14 protein-coding genes are annotated in these 21,588 nt (G+C 70.5%); 5 read left to right on the top strand and 9 right to left on the bottom strand.

The genetic code is table 11. The annotated features are described in order from the left end of the window. Positions 1–40: 40 nt before the first annotated feature. Positions 41–907: an alpha/beta hydrolase gene (locus tag QEG98_RS24395; RefSeq protein ID WP_316563027.1), complete on the top strand. Its 867-nt coding sequence runs from the start codon at positions 41–43 to the stop codon at positions 905–907. Positions 908–1,353: 446 nt separating this feature from the next. On the opposite strand, the gene QEG98_RS24390 is transcribed toward QEG98_RS24395, so the two are convergent. The 6 genes from QEG98_RS24390 to QEG98_RS24365 all read right to left on the bottom strand — a co-directional run bounded on the left by QEG98_RS24390 (position 1,354) and on the right by QEG98_RS24365 (position 8,126). Beyond that, the gene (locus QEG98_RS24390; protein ID WP_090494167.1) at positions 1,354–2,085 is read right to left on the bottom strand and encodes a type IV toxin-antitoxin system AbiEi family antitoxin domain-containing protein; all 732 of its coding nucleotides are present in this window, start codon (positions 2,083–2,085) and stop codon (positions 1,354–1,356) included. A gap of 96 nt (positions 2,086–2,181) precedes the next feature. Then, positions 2,182–2,715 carry an OmpA family protein gene (locus tag QEG98_RS24385; protein ID WP_316563026.1) on the bottom strand — a complete coding sequence of 178 codons (534 nt, stop codon included), beginning with the start codon at positions 2,713–2,715 and terminating at the stop codon, positions 2,182–2,184. An 89-nt stretch (positions 2,716–2,804) separates the two neighbouring features. Then, the gene (locus QEG98_RS24380) at positions 2,805–4,178 is read right to left on the bottom strand and encodes a sigma-54 dependent transcriptional regulator (RefSeq protein ID WP_316563025.1); all 1,374 of its coding nucleotides are present in this window, start codon (positions 4,176–4,178) and stop codon (positions 2,805–2,807) included. Beyond that, the gene (locus QEG98_RS24375; protein WP_316563024.1) at positions 4,168–5,892 is read right to left on the bottom strand and encodes a two-component system sensor histidine kinase NtrB; all 1,725 of its coding nucleotides are present in this window, start codon (positions 5,890–5,892) and stop codon (positions 4,168–4,170) included. The genes QEG98_RS24380 and QEG98_RS24375 overlap by 11 nt, the downstream gene beginning before the upstream one ends. Before the next feature lie 631 nt (positions 5,893–6,523). Further along, positions 6,524–7,318, bottom strand: a complete 795-nt coding sequence (locus tag QEG98_RS24370; protein ID WP_316563023.1) for a DUF3014 domain-containing protein — start codon at positions 7,316–7,318, stop codon at positions 6,524–6,526. Between the two features lie 190 nt (positions 7,319–7,508). Beyond that, positions 7,509–8,126 (bottom strand): DUF2378 family protein, encoded by a 618-nt coding sequence (locus QEG98_RS24365; RefSeq protein WP_316563022.1) that lies wholly within the window; start codon positions 8,124–8,126, stop codon positions 7,509–7,511. 281 nt (positions 8,127–8,407) lie between these two features. Here QEG98_RS24365 and QEG98_RS24360 point away from each other — a divergent pair, with 281 nt between their 5' ends. Next, on the top strand, positions 8,408–11,146 hold the full coding sequence (locus QEG98_RS24360; RefSeq protein ID WP_316563021.1) for a bifunctional acetate--CoA ligase family protein/GNAT family N-acetyltransferase: 2,739 nt from the start codon (positions 8,408–8,410) through the stop codon (positions 11,144–11,146). A gap of 130 nt (positions 11,147–11,276) precedes the next feature. Here the strand turns inward: QEG98_RS24360 and QEG98_RS24355 are convergent, their stop codons facing one another. Continuing rightward, complete coding sequence (locus QEG98_RS24355) at positions 11,277–11,870, bottom strand: DUF4142 domain-containing protein (protein ID WP_244172191.1); 594 nt, start codon at positions 11,868–11,870, stop codon at positions 11,277–11,279. Between the two features lie 1,658 nt (positions 11,871–13,528). Here QEG98_RS24355 and QEG98_RS24350 point away from each other — a divergent pair. Further along, positions 13,529–16,078, top strand: coding sequence for a DEAD/DEAH box helicase (locus QEG98_RS24350; RefSeq protein WP_090494154.1), 2,550 nt, complete (start codon positions 13,529–13,531; stop codon positions 16,076–16,078). Positions 16,079–16,084: 6 nt separating this feature from the next. Here QEG98_RS24350 and QEG98_RS24345 read toward each other — a convergent pair whose 3' ends face one another. Further along, positions 16,085–16,579 carry a hypothetical protein gene (locus QEG98_RS24345; RefSeq protein ID WP_316563020.1) on the bottom strand — a complete coding sequence of 165 codons (495 nt, stop codon included), beginning with the start codon at positions 16,577–16,579 and terminating at the stop codon, positions 16,085–16,087. Positions 16,580–16,830: 251 nt separating this feature from the next. Between QEG98_RS24345 and QEG98_RS24340 the strand changes: the two genes are divergently transcribed. Both QEG98_RS24340 and QEG98_RS24335 read left to right on the top strand, forming a co-directional pair. Then, the gene (locus QEG98_RS24340; RefSeq protein WP_316563019.1) at positions 16,831–19,500 is read left to right on the top strand and encodes a phosphoenolpyruvate carboxylase; all 2,670 of its coding nucleotides are present in this window, start codon (positions 16,831–16,833) and stop codon (positions 19,498–19,500) included. A 33-nt stretch (positions 19,501–19,533) separates the two neighbouring features. After that, the gene (locus QEG98_RS24335) at positions 19,534–20,247 is read left to right on the top strand and encodes a hypothetical protein (RefSeq protein ID WP_316563018.1); all 714 of its coding nucleotides are present in this window, start codon (positions 19,534–19,536) and stop codon (positions 20,245–20,247) included. 14 nt (positions 20,248–20,261) lie between these two features. On the opposite strand, the gene QEG98_RS24330 is transcribed toward QEG98_RS24335, so the two are convergent. Next, entirely contained in the window at positions 20,262–21,536 is a 1,275-nt protein-coding gene (locus QEG98_RS24330) for an SGNH/GDSL hydrolase family protein (protein WP_316563017.1), read from the bottom strand. Positions 21,537–21,588: the final 52 nt, after the last annotated feature.

Raw genomic sequence — 21,588 nt, 5'->3', positions numbered from 1 at the left:
ACGGAAGACATTCGCCGCGGTCCGGGTTAATCGACCGGACATGCACGACGCCCTTCAGATGGAGGAATGGGGCGGCACCGGTCCGGTGCTGCACCTGGCCCACGCCAACGGCTTTCCTCCGGGGTGCTACCGCAAACTCATCGAGCACCTGAAGCCGCGCTACCGCGTCTTCACGCTTCGCACGCGGTGCCTCGTGCCGGGCTCCGACCCGCGCGAGCTGCGGACCTGGGATGACATGGCGGATGACCTGATTCACGCCCTGCGTGCGTACGGCGTGCAGGGTGTCGTGGGCGTGGGGCACAGCATGGGCGGCGTGGCGACGCTGCTGGCCTCCGCGAAGGCGCCTGCTCTCTTCCGGGCCGTGGTGGCGTTGGACCCGGTGTTGTTCACGGGGGCGCGGGAATGGGCGCTCCGTGCCTTGACGCTGCTCGGGCTGCGAAGCCGCGTGCCGCCCGCGAGTCTGGCGCGGCGGCGGCGTGAGTCATGGGGCGCTCGTGAAGAGGCCGCGCGAAGCTACGGCAAGAAGCCGCTGTTCGCGCGCTTCGACCCGGAGTGCTTCCAGGACTACATCACCCACGGCCTCACCGAGGCTCCGAGCGGTGGTTTCCGGCTGACCATCCCCAAGGCCTGGGAGGCGCGTGTCTTCGAGACGTCTCCGAAGGATGTCTGGCGCGAGCTGGGCACCGTGAACGTCCCGGCTCTGGTGATTCGCGGCGGTGAGTCCGACACGCTGACGCGCGACGCGCTGGAGCGGGCCCGCCTCACCTTGAATGCTCCCCAGACGGAGGAGCTTCCCGGCACGGGGCACCTCTTCCCGCTGGAGCAGCCGGAGCGATGCGCCCAGCGCATCGTCGAGTTCCTCGATGGCCTGGAGTCAGCCCGCGCGGCTGCCAGGGCCGTGCGTTGAACCACAGGGGCGGGTGCTGACATGTCTGTCCCTGGCGGTCTTCAGGGGCGCTGACCGGACCCCTCCGGAGCGACCATGCGAGGTCGCTGTTCGGAAATGTCGGGACTTTTGTCGCGCCAAAACCCCCGACATTTCCGAACAGCGAGCTCCGTGTCCGCGTCCGAGCCCCCACCGCTGAGGCCACATCGGGGGCGGGCACCCAGCGTTCGGACACCCATTCGTTGGGCCCGGCGCTCCTCGACGTCAGCCCAGCGGCTTGCGCCTCCCGATGGCCCGAGACTTGACGGGGACACAACGCCTGCGCGCAATCAGCCATCCGTTGGGCTCGGCGGTCCTTGGGCTTGGCCTGATGGCTTGCGCCCCTCCGGATGGCCCGGACCCGGACGCGGCCGGGTACCCTGCGCGCGGATATCCATCCGTTGGGCTCAGCGCTCCTTGGCTTCGGCTCAGCGGCTTTCGCTCTCCGGATGCCCCGGGAGTTGATGGAGCAGGGGCGCTTCCAGGAGCTTCGCCCGTGCCGCCTCGCGCGCGAGGAAGGCCTGCCTCGCGCGCAGGATGTCCTGGCCTCGTCGTGCTTCGAGGACTTCGAGATAGGGGCCGACACTCTTCCTGACGCGGCAGATTTCCGCGAAGTGTCGAACCTCATCCGAGGTGGTGAGCCCTGAGAGGAGGGCGTCGTGGAGTGCTCGCACGGCGATGGGGAATCCCAGCTTGTTTCGATACTTGAACAGGTCCGCGACCGTCTTCGCGACGCCGTAGACGGTGATGGGCAATCCCCAGAGCAGGCGGTGCTCGATGCCCTCGGTCTGTGCTCGCCCCGAGAAGCGGACCACCTGGAGCGGTGGCTGGTCCCAGCGCGGTTTACGCGCATGCGCTCCAATGGCCATCCAGACCTCTGTGGGGGATTCAGGCAGCAAGCCGTGGACCCACAGCGCGGACTTCAGGCAGAGCACGCCCCGGGGGACGCGCTTTACGGCGATGGCCGCGGCTGTCACCATCGCGCTCGATCGCGCCCAGACGCCGGGCGCGACTTCTCGCAGGGCTCCGATATTGCACAGCAGGTTGAGCTGGCTGCGTGGAGCGCCATGTGTCTCCAGGTCTCGAGACCGTAGCAACCCCAACGACTCCGCCAATCCGGCCACGGAGGGCCGGGACTTGTAGCCAGGCCTCCGACGCATTCTGCTTCCCATTCCCCATCCCTCCCCAGCGCCCGGCGCTACCAGCGCGCATTCCGGGAGCAGCGTACCGGGGAGGTCCGACAGCCTTCCTGCGGCTCAGCGTGTGGCCTGCTCCTTGGAAGAGAAGGTGAACTCAGCGCGGCGGTTCTTGCGGAACGCCTCTTCCGTCTGGGTGTCGGACAGTGGCCGCTCCTCGCCGTAGGAGACGATGGAGAGCTGCTTGGGCTCCACGCCCAAGTTGCGCAGGTAGTCGCGCACCACCGCCGCGCGCCGGTGGCCCAGCGCGATGTTGTACTCCGTGGTCCCCAACTCGCAGGTGTGGCCCGACACCGTCACTCGCGTCAAGGGCCGCTCCCGCAGGCCCGTGGCGAGCTGCGCGAGCATGTCGCGCGACTCGGGCTGCAGCGTGGCCGAATCGAGCTCGAAGTACACCGGCTCGGCGGACAGCGGGCTCATGGCCCGGCGGGCCGCGTCCTCGTCTTCATCGGAGGTCCGGTGGGACGTTGCCGCCGTGGCGGTGGGGCTGTGCTGCCGGTCCGGCAGGTTGTCCGTGACGGAGGATGTCTTGGGCTTCGAGGCGCAACCAACCAGACTGACCGCGGCGAGGAGAGACAGGAGGGTTCGGTTCATGCCCTGTGCCATCTACAAGGCCCGTGCCGCGCCCCCGGCCCTCGGAGACATCTCAACCCTGGCCCGCTCACCGTTGCAGCGTGCCCAGGTCAGCGTTGCGGATTGCCTTCCGCGCGCTCGCGCCGGTGGATGGTGGAGACGTCGATGCCGAGCAGCTCGGCCGCCTTCGTCTTGTTTCCCCCGCAGCGGGCCACGGCCCAGGCGATGTACTCCGTTTCCAGCTGCCGCAGGGGGATGATGGTGCGCTGTGCCGCGGCCAGCGGGTGGTTCTCCTGGCTGGTGTCCGAAGGCAAATGGGGGCGCAGTTGTGGCAGATCCACCACCTCCGTCGAGCCGAGCACGACCAGCCGCTGCACCAGGTTCTCCAACTCGCGCACGTTGCCCGCCCAGGGCAGGGCCCCCAGCGCTGCCAGCGTCTCCGGGGAGAACCGCTGCACGACGGAGCGCGGATTGCGCGCCTTGGCCTGCTGGAGGAAGTGCTCGATGAGCGCGGGGATGTCCTCGCGGCGCTCGCGCAGGGGCGGCAGCCGCAGCGTGACGACGTTGAGCCGGTAGAAGACGTCCGCGCGGAAGCGGCCTTCCTTGACGCGCGTCTCCAGGTCCTGGTGCGTCGCGGCCACCACCCGCACATCCACCGTGCGCGAGCCGTCCGCGCCCACGGCCCGCACCTCGCCGTCCTCCAGCACGCGGAGCAGCCGGGACTGGAGCTCGGGGGCCATGTCGCCAATCTCGTCCAGGAACAGCGTGCCGCCGTCCGCCTCCACGAAGAGGCCACGCCGGGCCGTGGTGGCGCCGGTGAAGGCGCCTTTGACGTGGCCGAACAGCTCACTCTCCAGAAGCGCGTGTGGCAGCGCGGTGCAGTTGACGGCCACGAAGGGCCCCGCGCGCCGGGTGCCCTCGAAGTGCAAAGCCCGGGCGACCAGCTCCTTGCCGCTGCCGCTCTCGCCGCGCACCAGCACCGGGGCGCCGGACCAGGCCACCCGCTCAATCAACGCGTAGAGGTCGCGCATCGCGGCGCTGCTGCCCACCAGGGCGCCCAGGCCCCCACGGTCCGCGGCCTGCTGCTTGAGCGTGCGGTGCTCGGTGCGCAGGCGGCGCTGCTCCAGCGCGCGCTCAAGTGACAGGCGCACCTCGTCCAGCCGGAAGGGCTTGGTGAAGTAGTGGAACGCGCCGCGCTTCATCGCCTCCACGGCGCTCTCCACGCCGCCGAAGGCCGTCATCATCACCACGGGCAGGTCCGGGTCCAGCTTGCGCGCGGCGTCGAGCACGTCGAAGCCGTCCACGTCCTGCATGCGCAGGTCGCACAGCACCGCGTCGTAGACGCGCGCGCGCAGCTGGGCGATGGCATCCGCGCCGCCGGTGGCGATGTCGACCTTGTAGCCGTCGTCCGTCAGCGGTTCCTTCAACATCTGCCCCATCTCGACGTGGTCGTCGACGACGAGGACCCTGGCTCTAGACGACATGTCGCTCCTCTCCGGCGGGCGCCGCGGCGGGCCAGCGCACGGTGACGCGGGTGCCTCGCTCTGGCGCGCTGTCCAGTTCGATACGGCCTCCGTGGTTGCGCACGATGTGCGCCACCATCGTCAGGCCCAGTCCGGTGCCCTGGCCGCGCTTCTTGGTGGTGAAGAAAGGGTCGAAGACCTGGTGGACGTGGTGGGGGGCGATACCGCAGCCGTTGTCCTCGACGTCCACGCGCACCATGCCCCAGGCGCCCGGGGCGTCTCCGGTGTCCATGCTCGCGCTCAGCCGGACGCGTCCGCCGGCCCCGCACGCGTCACACGCGTTGAGCACCAGGTTGATGAGCACCTGCTGGAACTGGTCGGGGTCGGCCGCCACCGCGGGCACGGGCGAGGTGACCGTCACCTCCAGCTTCAGGCGCCGCCGCTCGGCCTCCATCCACAGCAACTCCCGCACGCTGTGCACCAGGGGCTCCAGTGGGACTGCCTGCGCGTCCGCTGGCTGGAGCCGGGAGAAGTCGAGCAGCTGGCGCAGCGTCCGGCTCACCCTGTCTATCTGACCGACGATGGTGCCCAGGCCGGCCGCCTGGGGGTGCTCGCGTCCCAGCTTCTCCTGCACGTACTCGGCCCGGCCGCGGACGATGCCCAGCGGCGTGCCAATCTCATGGGCGATGCCCGCCGCCAACACGCCCACCGTGGCCAGCTTCTCCGCGCGCAGCAGCTGTCCTTCCAGCGCGCGCAGGCTGCTCAGGTCCTCGATGACGACCAGCGTATGGACCTCCGGCGTGTTCGGCTCCAGCGGCACCGCGTGGACGTTGTACTGGCCGGGCTCTTCGAAGAGGCAGAGCGGTTCACCGTGGAGGCTGCGCACCCGGCCGTCGCTCGTGGCCGCGTGAACCAGGTCCTCCAGTCGCTGGATGACGGGGACCTGGGCGTGGGGAAAGGCCGCCGTCAGGGGCTGGCCCACGACGTCCGCCGGCATGCGGGCGCTCAGCGCGCGGTTGGCGGCGGAGATGTGCCGGGTGGAGGAGAGCGCCAGGACCCCGGTGGGGATGTTGTCGAGAATCTTCTGCGTCTTGTCGTGCAGGTGCGCCAGCCGCTGCGCATGGAGCTGGCTGTCCCGCAGGGCTTCCGCCCGGCTGCGCGCGAGCACCACGTACACACCGAAGGCGATGAGGAACCCGGAGACGAGCACCGCCGCCAGCGACAGGCGGAGCACCAGGCCGCGTTCATGGCTCCGGAGCACGCGCGTCGACGCGAGCGTCGCCACCGGCCAGGCCGCGCCATTCTTGAACCGCACCGGGCTGAAGGTGGCCACCACCTCCGAGTCGCCCAGGCCGAGGCGGGCGGCCTCCTTGCGCTCGATGATGCGCGTGCCCGACTCACCCGCGCGAAGCGCCCGCGCCAGCGCCGCGAGGCCGGGCGTCTGGTGGCCGTCGGTGTCCAGCCGCCGGTACCTGTCCGCCAGGTTCGGGTGGGTCAACGCCGTCGGCGTTCCATGGACTCCCAGCACCAGCAGCTGCGTCTCCGAGTCCGACGCGAGCAGCTTCAGCGGGGCGAAGCGCGGCTCGGCGTCCACCAGCACCACGACGACGCCGCCACTGTCCTGCGCGTCCTCCGGCAACGCGGTGGCGAAGGCGCGCAGCCAGCCCGATTGGGCCCGGGGAAGGGGCGGGGATGAGATGACGTGGCCCGGCGGATGACTGCGGGCCTGCTCCACGGTGAGGGCGGTCCTCCGCGGTGAACTGGTGCGTCATCGCCGCCGCGCTGCGCCGGTCCACCAGTCGGAGCCGTTCCTCTCCATCCGTTCCGAAGACGAGGATGGCCTTGTACTGACCCACCGCCTCTAGCAGGGCGCGCATCTCGCGCCGGTGCTCCTCGGCGGTGCCCGGCTGGGCCAGCAGCTCGCCCGCGAAGCGCAGGTCCTCCTCCGCGCTCTCCAGGGCGGCGGAGACGCCGCGCACCGCCTCCAGCAGCTGCGCCTGTCGCTCGCGGGCCATCTGGTCCACCAGCGCCTGCCGGTCGCGCTGCATGAAGTGCAGGACGCCCGCGATGACGCCGGAGAGCATCAGACACAGCAGCAGCATGGGGAGGACAGGCAGGCGCATGAACACGGGAGGCAGGGGCGACACCGGCGCGGGGGCTCCGGTGCTTGCCGGGCCTCCACGCCGCCTGGCAGCGCTTCGTCCCGGAGGAAAGCTCCTCCGGTAGCAACGCCCGTGCCCCCGGCTTGTGCCTCTGCGCGGAGGCACAAACCCCATGGCGAAGCGCCGCAATCTGCATGGCCCCCGTTGCATCCTGCCAGGGCCAGCGCGGGTGACGCGCGCTGGCGAAGGCAGGCGGTAGCCGCCTCAGCGGCGGGACGCCTGCTGGGTGAGCTGCTGGGACGCCTCGCGCACCTTGCCCTGGATGCGGCGGAGGTTCTGCGGCCCCATCCGCAGCAGGTGCTTCTGCGCGGCCGTCAGCCCTTCGAGCTTCGGGTCGGCGTAGACGAACATCGCCCCCTTGGGGACCACCTCGATGTCACCGTCGATGACAGGGACGGCAAGCACCTGCTCGAAGGCGAGGTGGAGCGTGGCGTCGAAGGTGCTTCCGGGGCGAGCCGTCTCCATGTGGAGGCGCTCGGCCAGGTGACGCACCTCGCGGTAGGTGGACACCAGCACGCCCATGTCGAGCGAGCCCACCACCTTGCCGATGACGTCGTAGCGCGCGTAGCTCTGCTTTTCGATGACGAGCTTGCCGGCCTTGCGGCGTGCCTCGAAAGTTCCGGCCGGAGCGAGGAAGCTCGCCGCTTCGCGGGGGCTGTCACCCTGGGCCACGTTGCCCACGACGGTGACGAAGCGGCGCAGCAGGTCCTGCTCCTTCAGCCACGTGGCGAACTCCGGCATGAGCGACGCCCGAGCGAGCCGTGTGCGCAGCTGCGCGTCCATCTCCGCGGAGGAGGGCAGTGGCGGCTCCGCGCGCGGCGCCAATCCGGGGTGGGATGGCTTGGGGATGACCGCCATGGACGGATGCGGCAGCGCCGTCGCCGACTGGCGCAGCACCAGCCACGTGCCCACGCCCGCGAACAGCATCACCAGTGCCGCCACGCCCACGCCCCAGTGCATCCGGCGCTGGGACTTCGTCACCACTTCAGGGTTGCTCATGCGTCCATCCTCCGAGGGATGCCGCATGGGATTGCAGCCGCGATGCCAGCAGAGCCGCGCCGCCGTGACGCCGCGCGGTTCCTCTGAGACGCGGGCCGCCGTGTGGCCCCGTGGCCACGCTCGGCTGCCTTGCGAGCGTGGCGTGCTGCGCGGCATCCCGTGGCGAAGCGCCACGGGGTGCGCAGGGAGGCTACGCGCGAGGCCGGGACGCGCCCGGGTCGTCATCCGTGGCGCTGAGGGCGGCCTCGGCTGGGGCCTCGGACCAGCGGATGTGGAAGGTGGCCGCGGTGCCGTCGAACTCCTCGGGGATGCTGACCACCCGCCACCCACCGCACAGCTCCACCGCGCGCGCCAACAGGCCGGCGGAGAAGGTGGGCAGGTCCGCCAGCACGTCATTCATCCGCAGCTCCACCGAAGTGGGGCTGCGCTCGACGATTTCGACCACACTGAAGTTGTTGCCGGCGCGAAAGCCCATGCCCGCGCGAAGCAGCATCCGCCGGGGCCCGGCCAGCCGGACGACGCCCAGCAGGGCCCGGCCGAAGAAGGTGCCGAAGTACGCGTCCATGAACCGCTCGCCCAGCGAGTAGTAGGCCGCCTCGGCGGGGACGCCGCCGTAGACGTGGCCAGCGGCGATTCGGAGGAACTCCTTCCACTGCTCCAGGGTGTAGGCCCGCTCCAACTTCTGGTCGAGCTCCAACCCCGCCCGGCGCAGGTGCTCACGGCACGCCGGGGTGAGGCGGTTCTCGAGGGCGCGCACGAAGAGCGCCTCGACGGTCTGGTTGAAAACGAGCTTCTCGGAAGGAGTCATAGAGGCGCCCCGTATACACCGGGCGGGCCGTGGGATGCTTGCCTACCGGTGAAGTTTTGTTCAGTGAAACTGTCAGCGAGTGTCAGAACGACCTGCGTCACGTACTGGCTGTCAGAGCGACATGTGGGTGACACGCGCAGGGCGCACCTCCTGGTTCCTTGACGGGGAGCGCAGTTATTCCAGTTCTATCCCATTCGCGCGAGGACCTGGGAGGGGGCGTCCACGGGCAGGCACGAGAAGGCCATTGCGCCCTGGCGAGCCCGGCCGCAATGACGAAGGCCATGGACACGCGCGCCCCTGGTACCTCGAAGACGGACCCGTCCTACAACGTGCTCCACCAGCAGCGGACGCGGCTGCCGCTGGACGTCCTCTTCGCGCCGCGCAGCGTGGCCGTCGTCGGGGCCACCGAGCGGCCCGGCAGCGTGGGGCGCACCGTGTTGTGGAACCTCATCAGCAACCCCTTTGGTGGCACCGTCTACCCCATCAACCCGAAGCGGCCCAACGTGCTGGGCATCAAGGCATGGCCGTCCTTGGGGGCCTTGCCGGAGCGGGTGGACCTGGCCATCGTCGTCACGCCCGCGAAAGCGGTGCCCGGCGTCATCCAGGAGTGCGCGGAGTTGGGCATCCGGGGCGCCATCATCCTCTCCGCGGGATTCAAGGAGATTGGGGCGGAGGGGGAGCGCCTGGAGCAGGAGATCCTCCGCATCGCGCAGGCGGCCCAGGTGCGCATCATCGGCCCCAACTGCCTGGGGGTGATGCGTCCGCCCAGCGGCTTCAACGCGACGTTCGCTGGCGCCATGGCCCGGCCGGGCAACGTGGCCTTCATCAGCCAGAGCGGGGCGCTGCTGACGTCCATCCTCGACTGGAGCCTGCGCGAGGCGGTGGGCTTCAGCGCCTTCGTGTCGGTGGGCTCGATGCTGGACGTGGGCTGGGGCGACCTCATCGACTTCCTGGCGGACGACCCGATGACGCGCTCCATCCTGCTGTACATGGAGTCCATTGGCGACGCGCGGGCCTTCCTCTCCGCGGCGCGCGAGGTGGCGCTCACCAAGCCCATCATCGTCATCAAGGCTGGCCGCACGGCGCAGGCCGCGCAGGCGGCGGCGTCTCACACGGGCTCGCTGACGGGCAGTGACGAGGTGCTCAGCGCCGCCTTCCGCCGCACCGGCGTGCTGCGCGTGGATTCCATCGCCGACCTCTTCTACATGGCGGAGACGCTGGCCCGGCAGCCGCGCCCCGCGGGCCGGCGCCTCACGGTGCTCACCAACGCGGGCGGCCCCGGGGTGCTGGCCACGGACGCGCTGGTGTCAGGGGGCGGCGAGCTGGCCACGCTCAGCGCGTCCACGCGCGATGCGTTGGACGCCTTCCTGCCGCCGCAGTGGAGCCACGGCAACCCGGTGGACATCCTGGGAGACGCGGACCCGGAGCGCTTCGCGAAGGCGCTGGAAGTCACGGGCCAGGACGAAGGCAGTGACGGGCTGCTCGTCATCCTCACGCCGCAGGACATGACGGAGCCCACGCAGACGGCGGACCGTCTCAAGCCCTACGCGAAGCTGCATGGCAAGCCGGTGCTGGCCAGCTGGATGGGCGGCTCGGAGGTCGCGGCCGGGGAGCGCATCCTCAACGATGCGGGCATCCCTACCTTCGGCTATCCGGACACGGCGGCGCGCATCTTCAATTACATGTGGCGCTACACGTACAACCTGGCGGGCCTGTATGAGACGCCCGCGTTGGCGCAGGCGGTGAGCAGCGCCCGGGACGAGGTGCGCCGGTGGGTGGAGTCAGCACGCGCGGAAGGGCGGACGCTGCTGACGGAGTACGAGTCCAAGAAGCTGCTCGCCGCGTACGGCATCCCCACCGTGGAGACGCGGCTGGCGGTGACGGAGGAGGCCGCGGTGGCGGAGGCCGCGGCCCTGGGTTTCCCGGTGGTGGTGAAGCTCCACTCGCTCACGGTGACGCACAAGACCGACGTGGGCGGCGTGCGGCTGAACCTTCCGGATGCGGAGGCCGTGCGCGCCGCCTTCCGGGGCATCCGGACGCGGCTGGAGGCGATGGGGCAGGGGAGCGCGTTCGACGGCGTCACCGTGCAGCCCATGGTGCGGCTGGATGGCTATGAACTCATCGTGGGCAGCAGCGTGGACGCGCAGTTCGGTCCGGTGCTGCTCTTCGGCGCGGGCGGGACGTTGGTGGAGGTGTTCAGGGACCGGGCGCTGGGGCTGCCGCCGCTGAACACCACGCTGGCGCGGCGGATGATGGAGCAGACGCGCATCTACGAGGCATTGAAGGGCGTCCGGGGCCGCCCGCCGGTGGACCTGAAGGCGCTGGAGCAGCTCATGGTGCGCTTCAGCCAGCTGGTGGCGGAGCAGCGCTTCGTGAAGGAGGTGGACATCAACCCGCTGCTGGCCTCGCCCGAGCGGCTGCTGGCCCTGGACGCGCGCGTGGTGCTGCACCCGGCCTCGGTGACGGAGGCGGAGTTGCCGAAGCTGGCCATCGAGCCGTACCCGAACCAGTACGTGGCGCCCTACCGGCTGCGCAGCGGCGAGGAGATTCTGCTGCGGCCCATCCGCCCGGAGGACGAGCCGAAGATGGCGGAGTTCCACCGCACGCTGTCGGAGCAGACGGTGTTCCTGCGCTACGCGGGGCTGATGCAGCTGAGCACGCGCGTGGCGCACGAGCGGCTGTCCCGCATCTGCTTCAACGACTACGCGCGGGAGATGGCGCTGGTGGCGGAGCGCAAGGACGGAGAGCTGCTCGGCGTGGGCCGGCTCACGCGGCTGCGAGGCACGCGCGACGCGGAGTTCGCCATCCTCATCAGCGACCCGGTGCAGCGGCAGGGGCTGGGCGCGGAGATGCTGAAGCGGCTGGTGGACATCGGCCGGGACTGGGGCATGGAGCGCATCGTCGCGGACATCCTCGCGGGCAACCGCGCCATGCAGACCATCAGCCGGAAGCTGGGCTTCTCCATCCTTCAGCACGAGGAGCTGTCGCCGGACATGGTGAAGGCCGTGAAGGTGCTCTGACGCGCGCTGGAGTCGGGCGTTCACCTTGCCATCGCCCCCAGCGACAGGGGGCATTGTCCGGACGCCGTCACGCGCGAAGCGCCGTCACGCCCGGGGCTGCGACTCCCAGGCGGACGGCTGCGCGTCGCGGCTAGGGCTGCTTCGCGTTGAAGAGGGTGGTCTGGATGTTCGAGGCCTCCTGGAGATGGGCCTGGACCGTCTTCCGAATTGCCATCAGCTCATCCTTGAGCGCCGGGTTCTGCACTTGCATCGCGAGCAGGGAATCCCCCAGCAGGGCGGTACCGGCGTGGGCAGCGACCTGCGCATCCATCACCGACAGGTCGAAGGCCGGGGCCTGCGTGGCGCTCAGCAGGTCGATGGTCTTCTGTGCCGTCTGCTCGAGGTGCTGCGACACCGGGCTCTCCGCGGGTGCGATGCCCTGGGCCATGGCCAGCTGCTCCAGGCGCTTGATGACCTCTGAGTGCATGGTGACCATGCGTGCGTTGAAGTCACGTGCCGTCGGGTCGGTGGCTTGCGCCTGGCCCACCTGGCCCAGCATCACCTCGCCCGCGTTGGCCACCAGGAGCACGCCCAGAATCTGGCCGTCCGTGAGCGTCACTGGCTGGCCCGCGGCGGCCTGCTGGGGCCCCAGTGTGTTCTCGCTGGCGCTGCTCTCTCCGCAGCCGGCGAACATCACGGCCGTCCCCACCATCGCCACACCCAACATCGCTCGTGTGATTCGCATGACTGTTGTCCCCCTCAACTGCTGTTCAGCTGAACGTTGGGCAGTTGAAAAGCACACCGCCATGGCCGGGAAGCACGAGTGAGATGTGCACGCGACAACGCTTCGGTGGACGGGGGGACAGCCCGAGGCGGCGCAGCGGCCCGTAGAAGTCCGTGCGGTTGCGGCTGGCCATGCGCGCGCTCCTTGCCCGTGCTGGAGTCGCCCAGAATCAGCGCCGCGGCTTCCGATGGCGCAACCCGGGCGATGCGGTCGCGCACCATCGGCGATGGCGGGACTGGTGCCCGAAGGCCGCTCCGGCGTGGTGCCCGCGGCGATGCGGCTCAGGCCGGCGAGTTCGCGCGCATCTGGGCCTGGGCTTCCAGCCCGTCCACGCCCTCCAGCCGGAGGTAGAGCACCGGCGCGCGGCGGCGTCGAGGCCATGCTTCAGGCAGCCGGAACGAGGACGGGCACCGGGCCGCATGCGCTGATGGCGTTGGTGAACGATGTGCTGGAGGACATCGGGCAGCAGGGGCGCAGGCCCCGGTCACCCAGACGACGCAGCCGACGACGTAGGCCGCGTCACATTGGTTTGAACGCGCGGGATGGGCGGCACGGTCGGCTCATCCCGTTTGCTTTTCGAGGAGCGCCGGGTCCAGGCGACACGCGCTCCGGCCGTTCCTCCAGCGCGATTGCAACGCGCGTGGCGGTGAGGTGCACCGCGTGAGGCGGCGTCAGCGCCCCAGCATCCCACCGGACCGCGAGCCTCCTCGCCGCTGCCGTCGCCGGACGCGCTGTCGCCGCCACTGGCACAGTCCAGCCCTCTACTTCCCGAGGCCGAGCCCCCGCGCTGCTTCCTCAGTTGCGCAAACCCGTGGCTCTACCCGAGCCACTGCCGCCTTGGCCGGTGCTGCTGCCGCCCCCCGTCACGCTGTTGCCGCTCGACAGGCTGTCCCCACCGGTGGCGCTGTGGCCACCCGTGAGGCTGCCCCCGCCTCCGAAGCCACTTCGGCCAGCGCCGCTACCACCAGCGGCCCGGCTGCCGCTGTCGCGCGGGCCGCTGCCACCAACGGTCCAACCGCCGCTGTTCCGGGGGCGCTGCCACCACCGGCTCTGCTGCCGCTGTGCCGCGGGCCGCTGCCGGGCATGTATGCGCTCGCGCCTGGAGTCTCGCTCCGGCTGCCGGTCCCGCCGTGGGCTCCCGCCCCCGTGCCGGTGTCGGCGTGGCCTGGTGCCTGGCCCGGCCCTGCGCCAGCATTCCCGCCGTCAGCCGTTGGAATCGTGTCGGTGGGGGGACCGCCTTCCAGCCCCGCGACAACCGGGGCCTCGGCAACATCGGCCTCGCCCACCGTGGGGTCCCGTCGCTGCTCACAGCCGCTCCAGAGGCAGGGCGCGGAAGCCAGACCTCCCAGCAGCGCCGCGCGCTTGAGGCGCGTCATCTTCTGTCTGACGGTTCTCCGCATCCCCACCCCCTGACTTCAGTCCAGGGGCAACGGTATGGAGGGGGCCGGGGCCCGGGTATCGCGCCCGCGGACCTTGCGCCCGGAGACTCGCGGACACCCCTCCAGGGGGCCTTCCCCCGGCCCTTCCGTGCGGGAAGGGGGCGCCTGCCGTCACGCCCCGTGCCGCCGATTGCGATTTTCCCGGTAGGGGCCGGGCGCGCCGCCTATTGTCCACGGGTGATGGCCACCCCTGAAACCCAAGCTCCGCTCGCCGCACTGCTCCCCAAGAAGGGCGAACCGCCCCTGGACGCGGATGAAATCCTCAACCGCTTCGTCGGCTACGTGGCGGCCAATGGCTTGAGCCTCTATTCCGCCCAGGAAGAGGCCATCCTGGAGCTGCTGGCGGGCAAGCACCTGTTCCTCAAGACGCCCACCGGCTCCGGCAAGTCGCTGGTGGCGACGGCGCTCCACTTCAAGGCCATGGCGGAGGGGAAGGTCTCCTTCTACACCTGCCCCATCAAGGCCCTGGTGAACGAGAAGTTCTTCGCCCTCTGCGACGCCTTCGGCGCGGAGAACGTGGGCATGCTCACCGGCGATGCGAGCATCAACCGCGACGCGCCCATCATCTGCTGCACCGCCGAAATCCTCGCCAACCTGGCCCTGCGCGACGCGAGCGCCCGCGTGGACTACGTCGTCATGGACGAGTTCCACTACTACTCGGACCGCGAGCGCGGCGTGGCCTGGCAGTTGCCGCTCATCGCGCTGCCGGACACCACCTTCCTGCTGATGTCCGCCACGCTGGGCCCCACGCACGTCATCGAGGAGAGCCTGGCGAAGCTCACCGGCCGGGAAGTGGCCACCGTGCGCAGCGCCGAGCGCCCCGTGCCGCTGGACTTCGACTACCGCGAGTCGCCGCTGCACGAGACGATTGAAGACCTGATTGCTCGTGGGAAGTACCCCATCTACCTGGTGAACTTCACCCAGCGCACCGCCGCCGAGCAGGCGCAGAACCTGATGAGCGTGGACTTCTCCACCAAGGAGGAGAAGGAGGCCATCCGGCTGGCGCTCCAGGACGCGCCCTTCGACACGCCCTATGGCAAGGAGTTCCAGCGCTTCCTGCGCCACGGCATCGGCATGCACCACGCCGGCCTGCTGCCCAAGTACCGCCTGCTGGTGGAGAAGCTGGCCCAGCACGGACACCTCAAGGTCATCAGCGGCACGGACACGCTGGGCGTGGGCGTCAACATCCCCATCCGCACGGTGCTCTTCACGCAGCTCTTCAAGTTCAACGGCGAGAAGCTGACCACGCTGAGCGTGCGCGACTTCCAGCAGATCGCCGGCCGCGCGGGCCGCAAGGGCTTCGACACCCAGGGCAGCGTGGTGGCCCAGGCGCCCGAGTACGTCATCGAGAACATCAAGCTGGCCGCCAAGGAGGCCGCGGGCAAGAAGAAGACGCCCAAGGCCAAGCCGCCGCAGAAGAACTTCGTGCAATACGACCGGAGCACCTTCGAGCGGCTCCAGAACGGCATGCCGGAGCCACTGGAGTCCCGCTTCGCGGTGTCGCACGGCATGATTCTCAACCTGCTCCAGAGCGACCACCAGACGGAAGGCAACGGCGGGTACAAGCGGCTGGTGACGCTGGTGCAGCGCAGCCACGACTCGGACTACCTCAAGCGCCGGCACCTCAAGGAGGCCGCGCGCGACTTCCGCACGCTGCGCGAGGCGGAAATCATCGAGGTGGAGAAGGGGCAGGGCGGCTCGGGTGCCACGGTGAAGGTGGCGGGGGAGATGCAGCACGACTTCAGCCTCAACCACACGCTGTCGCTGTACCTGCTCGACACGTTGGAGCTGCTGGATCCGACCACGGACACGTACGCGCTCGACGTGGTGTCGCTGGTGGAGGCCATCCTGGAGAACCCGGACGTGGTGCTCTACGCGCAGCTCAACCAGCTCAAGGGCGAGAAGATCAACGAGCTGAAGGCGCAGGGCGTGGAGTACGACGACCGCATGGCGGAGCTCGAGAAGCTCGAGTGGCCCAAGCCCAACCGCGACTTCATCTACGGCACCTTCAACAAGTTCGCGCAGAAGCACCCGTGGGTGGGCGAGGAGAACATCCGGCCCAAGTCCATTGTCCGGGACATGTTCGAGCGGTTCATGTCCTTCCCGGACTACATCCGTGAGTACGGCCTGCAGCGCAGCGAGGGCGTGCTGCTGCGGTACGTGAATGACACGTACAAGACGCTGGTGCAGACGGTGCCGGAGCGCTTCCGCACGGAGGAGGTGGAGGACTTCATCGACCACCTGCGCGCCACGCTCCGGCAGGTGGACTCCAGCCTGCTGGATGAGTGGGAGCGCATGCGCAACCCGGACGCCGCCGTCGAGGCGAAGCCGGTGGTGGAGCTCAAGCCGAAGGAGCTCACCGACGACCCGAAGGCCTTCGCCGCGCGCGTGCGCGAGGAGCTGCACCGGCTGCTCAAGGCGCTGGGCCAGAAGCGCTACATGGACGCGCTGGCCATGCTGGACAACGCGCTGGGCGAATGGACGGCCCCCAAGCTGGAGCAGGCCATGGCGCCGTACTTCGAGGAGCACAAGGTCGTGGTGCTCACGCCCCAGGCGCGCAAGCCCGCCAACACCTTCCTGAAGGAGTCCGGCACGCGGCTGTGGGAGACCCAGCAGCGCATCATCGACCCGGAAGGGCACGGCGACTGGATGATTGACTGCGAGATCGACCTGCGGGACAGGCGCCTGGATGAAGGCCCCATCCTGATGCTCCGCCGCATCGGCGTGTAGCCCGGCTCAGTCCTCGGAGGCCGGTGTCTCCGAGGGACGCGCCGCCGACAGCGACTCGGGCTCCGGCGGCGTCAGCTCACTCACCTCCAGCCCGCCGCCCGCGCCTGGCGTGAGCACCATCCGCCATTCGCCCGCGGCCAGCACCACGCGGTCCGTCTCACAGCGCACCTCCAGCCCCGCGTCCTCGACGGTCCACGAGCCCGCCCACACCGTCGTGAGCGACTCGCAGCCGGCGTCGTCGCACGCCTGCGTCTCCGCCACCCACACCCGGCCCTCGGGCGCGGCGGGGCAGGACACCGGCTCCGCGTAGCGAAGGACGGGGCCGTCCACCTCGCCTGGGCCCGCGTCGGGGAACATCGGCTCGGAGGGGAGCAGCTCCGCGCCACGCGCGGCCCTCGCCTCCCTCGGCACCCCGTCGAGCATCGTCGTCTCGGCCAGGGCCACCGGCGCGGCCAGCCAGCCACACAGCAACGTCACCTTCCACCCCCGCATCGTCCACATGGCGACAAGCTCCTCGGCCGCGGTGTCGTTCGCGGCCCACGGGAGGCCTGTTGTGCAAGGCCTGGACCGGGCGGGTGTGTGGCTCAGGAGCCACGGGGCCGGGTGGCTTTCGGGCGGTGGCGCGTGCTGGCGCGTTTCGGGGCCGAGTCGGTCGGGAATGACAGACGCATCGCCGTGATTCGCGGGCGCACGTCACTTTCTCGCGCGGAAATGCGGGCCAGTTCGCTGCTCAGCGGCTACCGTCGCACCATATGGCCCGACTGCGTGCCGTGGATCAGCCGCTGCGCCGGGATGTCCGCCTGCTTGGCCGGCTCCTGGGAGAAGTCCTCGTCGAACAGGAAGGGCAGGCGCTCTTCGACCTGGAAGAAGAAGTGCGCCGCCTCGCCATCCAGCGCCGCCGAGGCCCCGTGGCCGGCCGGCGCGCGGTGGCGGCCGAGCTGGCGGAGGTGCTCCAACGCCTGCCGCTGGAACGGGCCGAGCCGGTGCTGCGCGCCTTCTCCGTCTACTTCCAGTTGGTGAACCTGGCGGAGCAGCACCACCGCATCCGCCGCGCCCGCACCCACGCGGAGGTCGCGTCCGCCAAGCCCCAGCGCGGCTCGCTGGAGGCCACGCTGCAAGTGCTCAAGGAAGCGGGCATCCCCGCGGAGCGCGTGCGCGAGGCCATGCGCACCATGCGCGTGACGCTGACGCTCACCGCACACCCCACGCAGGCCGTGCGCCGCACGCTGCTGGATAAGCTCGACCGCATGGCGGGCCTGCTGGAGGAGCGGGACCGCTGCGCGCTGACGCCGCGCGAGTCCTCGGTGAACCTGGCGCTGCTGCGCGAGGAAATCACCCTCCTGTGGCAGACGGACGAGCTGCGCCGCGAGCGCCCCACCGTGGGTGACGAGGTGAAGAACGTCCTCTGGTACGTGGAGGAGGTGCTCGCGGACGAGCTGTCCCTGCTCCCCGAGCTGCTGGACTGGGCCTTCGAGCGCGCCTACGGCGAGCCGCTGGGTCCGGTGGACACGCCCGTGCGCATCCACTCATGGGTGGGCGGGGACATGGATGGCAACCCGCTGGTGACGCCCGACGTGTTCGCGGACACGCTGCGCGCGCACCGGGCCCGGGGACTGCGGCGGTTGCTGCTTGACCTGGAGCGGTTGGGCGGGCGGCTGTCCCAGTCGGCGCGTCACGCGAGGCCGTCCGAGGAGCTGCTGAGCTCGGTGGCGAAGGACGCGGAGGAGCTGCCCGAGACCGAGCGCCGCTACGGTCCCCGTACCCCGGGCGAGCCGCTGCGGCACAAGCTGCGCTTCATGGAGGAGCGGCTGCACCGTGCGCTCCACTACGTGACGCAGCAGCGCGCCGGGGCGAGCGTCCCCATGCCGCAGGGCGCCTACCGCACGCCGGAGTCCTTGCTGGCGGACCTGGACGTGCTGGGCCGCGCGCTGGAGGCGTCGAAGGGCACGCACGCGGGACTTCGCGACGTGCGGCAGGTCCGGGAGCGGGTGCTCGCGCTGGGACTGTCGCTGGCGGAGCTGGAGGTGCGCGCGCCGGCCGAGGACGCGGTGAGCGCGGCGGGCTCGTTCAACGGGGGCCCGGCGCCCACGGAAGGTGGGGCGCGGCTCCTGGAAGTGCTGGCGCGGCTGAAGGAGGCCCAGTCGGAGTCGGGTGAGCCCGCGTGCCGCACGCTCATCCTCAGCATGGCCAGCACCGCCGAGGACGTGCTCGCGGCCTTCCGCTGCTTGAAGCACGCGGGCCTGTGGGACGAGAAGCGGGGCTGCGCCACGGCGAATGTGGTGCCGCTGTTCGAGCAGCTGGGCGCGCTGGACTCGGGCCCGGACGTGCTGCGCACGCTCTTCGCGGACGCGGAGTACCGCAAGCACCTGGACGTGCGCGGTGGCCAGGAGGTGATGGTGGGCTACAGCGACTCCGGCAAGGAGGTAGGGCTCCTGGCGGCCAGCGCGGCGCTGTACCGCGCGCAGGTGGCGCTCACGGAGGTGTCTCGCGAGGCGGGTGTCCCGCTGCGACTCTTCCACGGCCGCGGCGAGTCCGTGGCGCGTGGCGGTGGTCCCGCGCAGGAGGCGATTCTCGCGCTGCCGCCGGGCGCGGTGGCGGGTGGCTACAAGGCGACGGAGCAGGGCGAGGCGCTGGACCACAAGTACGCGCGCCCGGAGCTGGCGCGGCGCACGGTGGAACTCATCCTGGGCGGCGTGCTGCTGCACACGCTGGATGCGCAGCCGCGACCGGAGCCCGAGGCCGAGCGCACCTTCCGCACCGTGTTCGACACGCTGGCGGAGACGGGGCGCAAGGCATATCGCGCCCTGGTGTGGGAGGAGCCGCGGTTCCTGGAGTTCTTCACCGCCGCGACGCCGGTGGAGGAGATTGCGTCGCTGCCCATCGGCTCGCGCCCCAGCAAGCGCAGGGCGGGAGGCCTGGACACGCTGCGCGCGATTCCGTGGGTCTTCGCCTGGACGCAAAACCGGGCCATCCTCCCGGGCTGGTACGGCGTGGGCTCGGCGCTGGAGGCCTTCTCGAAGGAGGAGGGTGGGGCGGCGCAGCTCAAGCGCATGTACCGGGAGTGGCCCTTCTTCCGCGCCGTCATCGACAACGTCACCATGGTGCTGGCGAAGTCGGACATGGCCATCGCCGGGCGTTACGCGTCGCTGGCGCCTCCCGCCACCCGTTCGGTGTGGCGGCGCATCCAGCAGGAGCACCGGCGCACGCGCAGGCAGGTGAAGCGGCTGACGGGCGAGTCGAAGCTGCTCGACAACAACCCGCAGCTCCAGCGCAGCATCTCCCTGCGCAACCCCTATGTGGACCCCATGTCCTTCCTCCAGGTGGAGCTGCTCAAGCGCAAGCGCGAGGGCCAGGCGGAGGTGGATCGTCCACTGTTGCTCACGCTCAACGGCATCGCCGCCGGCATGCGCAACACCGGGTAGGCTCCGCGACGTCGGACATCCGAGGAGACGGCGATGGCCAGGGAGACGTTCAGCGTGGTGGAGGTCAACCCGGCGCACCGCTTCGCGCGGCTGCGGCCCGAATCGGGCGGGCCGCTCCTGCACGCGGGGCTGTACCCGGAGGAGGAGGCCCCGGAGCCGCAGCTCCAGCTGCGTGAAGGGGACCGGGTGGAAGGCCAGCGGCGCGGGCAGTCGGTGGCGGACTGGGGCTGGGTGTCCCGCGCCGAGCCGCCCGCGGACCTGGTGGAGCGGATGGGCGAGCTGCTCGCGAAGTTGGAGAAGTACGAGCTGCGCGTGCCCGCCACGGCCTATGACCTGGCCGAGCACCACTGGCGGCAGAGCCGCGCCAACCCGCTGCACCTGGAGCTGCTCGCGCAGTTGCCCACCTTCTTCGACTGGGAGCTGTCCCACCCCTACGAGGACGGCGCGCTGTTGGAGCGGCTCCAGGCCGCCATGCAGCCGTACCTGCCTGGTTTCGAGGTGACGCCCCAGCCAGGCCGCGCCGCCTTCCGCCTGGAGCCCGGAGGACACGACGTGTCGGCACCGGAGGGGAGCCGCGAGGCCCCCGTCTCCACCTTCGAGCCGCTGCTCCTCCAGGTGAACCGCCTGCTGGAGGGGGCCGGGGCCCCGGTGCGCTGGGTGCCCTCGGAGGACGACTGGATTCTGGCGCCGCCGGGGCTCGCGGAGCTGCTGGTGCTCCACGGCGTGCTCGGCTCGCGCCAGGGCTGAGCGCGGGGGCGCGGCTAGAGGCCGCCCTCTTCGCGCAGCACGCGCGCGACTTCGTCCGCCATCACCCGGTGGCCTTCGATGCTGGGGTGGATGCCGTCCACCTCCAGCCCGTCGAGGAACAGGTGCACGTTCGCGGGCTGGCGCGTCACCGCCTCCAGGTCGATGATGTCCGGGCCGGCGCCGCCGCCGCGGAGCCACGAGTTGAGCTCCAGCCGCTGGGTCTTCACCACTTCGTAGGGCGCGTAGTTCGACTTCTCCTTGGGCAGCAGGGTGCTGACCCAGGTGCGGCAGAAAGGCGCGAGCCGGCCCAGCATCGTGTTCATCCGCGCCTGGATGACGGACAGGGAGTCCTTGTCGCCCAGGTCGTTGGTGCCCAGCAGGACGATGCAGTCGGTGATGCCCTGGAGCGCCAGCACCTCGCCGTCGAGCAGCGTCAGCGCGTCGTAGAAGCCCTGGCCACTCACGCCCGCGTTCACCACGGGCACGCCCAGCGCGGCCTCCACCTTGGCGGGCCAGGCGTTGCGCGTGTCGTTCTTCGTGTCGATGTATCCCTCGGTGATGCTGTCGCCAATGGCCACGAAGGCGCGGCCCGTGGGACCTTCCACGTCGACGGTGGCCACGCCGACGGCGCGGTCGAACAGGGTGCCGCCCAGCGCGCCCGTCACCAGCGCATGGTTCCCCACGCGCGCGAAGCTGCCTGGGAAGGCGCTGATGGCGCTGGCCGCCAGCGCGCCACGGACCTCGAAGGTGATGGCCAGCTCGTCCCGGAACGCCACCGGGAAGTCCACCGGGTCCGACGTCTTCCGCGAGCGCGCGTCCACGGTGAAGCCCTCCGCGCCATCGAAGGAGAGCTTCACCGGCGTGGACGCCAGCGCTCCATTGGCGCCCGCCTGGGCCACGGTGGCACGCACCAGCGTCATGCTTCCGTCGCCCGAGCGGAACGTCACGCGGATGCGCCCGCCGTCACGCGCCACCGGCACGCGCATGCGGAAGGTCGTCACGCTTCCCGCGGAGTGGGACGCGCGGAGCGCTTGATGGAAGCCCGGTTGGAACGAAGTCGCCGGCGGCGCGAAGGGCGGCACGGCCTGCACCTGCCGCCCGTCGTTCAGCACCAACACGGGCGCGACTTCCAGTGACGCGTCCGGCGCGTTCTGCTCCATCGTGGAAGCGTGGCTGTCGTCCTCTGGGGGCAGGTCACCGTCGGGTGAGTCCGTCACGCTGCCAGCACACGCCAGCAGCGCGCTGCTCGCGCACACGACGACCTTCCGCCACACAGGCTTCATTCCCATTCCCATCCCTCCCGGCTTTGCAGGATGCACACCACACCGTGCCCTGCCAGCC

Source organism: Myxococcus sp. MxC21-1 (genome assembly GCF_032612255.1).
In the GTDB taxonomy this organism is placed as follows: domain Bacteria; phylum Myxococcota; class Myxococcia; order Myxococcales; family Myxococcaceae; genus Myxococcus; species Myxococcus virescens.
The sequence above is the reverse complement of the archived record's forward strand: the minus strand, read 5'-3'. Positions and strand labels throughout refer to the sequence as shown.

What these genes read in the sequence shown, in the direction of transcription:
- QEG98_RS24395 (WP_316563027.1), top strand. Translation starts at nt 41, where the DNA reads ATGCACGACGCCCTTCAGATGGAGGAATGGGGCGGCACCGGTCCGGTG.
- QEG98_RS24390 (WP_090494167.1), bottom strand. Translation starts at nt 2,085, where the DNA reads ATGCGTCGGAGGCCTGGCTACAAGTCCCGGCCCTCCGTGGCCGGATTG.
- QEG98_RS24385 (WP_316563026.1), bottom strand. Translation starts at nt 2,715, where the DNA reads ATGAACCGAACCCTCCTGTCTCTCCTCGCCGCGGTCAGTCTGGTTGGT.
- QEG98_RS24380 (WP_316563025.1), bottom strand. Translation starts at nt 4,178, where the DNA reads ATGTCGTCTAGAGCCAGGGTCCTCGTCGTCGACGACCACGTCGAGATG.
- QEG98_RS24370 (WP_316563023.1), bottom strand. Translation starts at nt 7,318, where the DNA reads ATGAGCAACCCTGAAGTGGTGACGAAGTCCCAGCGCCGGATGCACTGG.
- QEG98_RS24365 (WP_316563022.1), bottom strand. Translation starts at nt 8,126, where the DNA reads ATGACTCCTTCCGAGAAGCTCGTTTTCAACCAGACCGTCGAGGCGCTC.
- QEG98_RS24360 (WP_316563021.1), top strand. Translation starts at nt 8,408, where the DNA reads ATGGACACGCGCGCCCCTGGTACCTCGAAGACGGACCCGTCCTACAAC.
- QEG98_RS24355 (WP_244172191.1), bottom strand. Translation starts at nt 11,870, where the DNA reads ATGCGAATCACACGAGCGATGTTGGGTGTGGCGATGGTGGGGACGGCC.
- QEG98_RS24350 (WP_090494154.1), top strand. Translation starts at nt 13,529, where the DNA reads ATGGCCACCCCTGAAACCCAAGCTCCGCTCGCCGCACTGCTCCCCAAG.
- QEG98_RS24345 (WP_316563020.1), bottom strand. Translation starts at nt 16,579, where the DNA reads ATGTGGACGATGCGGGGGTGGAAGGTGACGTTGCTGTGTGGCTGGCTG.
- QEG98_RS24340 (WP_316563019.1), top strand. Translation starts at nt 16,831, where the DNA reads ATGGCCCGACTGCGTGCCGTGGATCAGCCGCTGCGCCGGGATGTCCGC.
- QEG98_RS24335 (WP_316563018.1), top strand. Translation starts at nt 19,534, where the DNA reads ATGGCCAGGGAGACGTTCAGCGTGGTGGAGGTCAACCCGGCGCACCGC.
- QEG98_RS24330 (WP_316563017.1), bottom strand. Translation starts at nt 21,536, where the DNA reads ATGGGAATGAAGCCTGTGTGGCGGAAGGTCGTCGTGTGCGCGAGCAGC.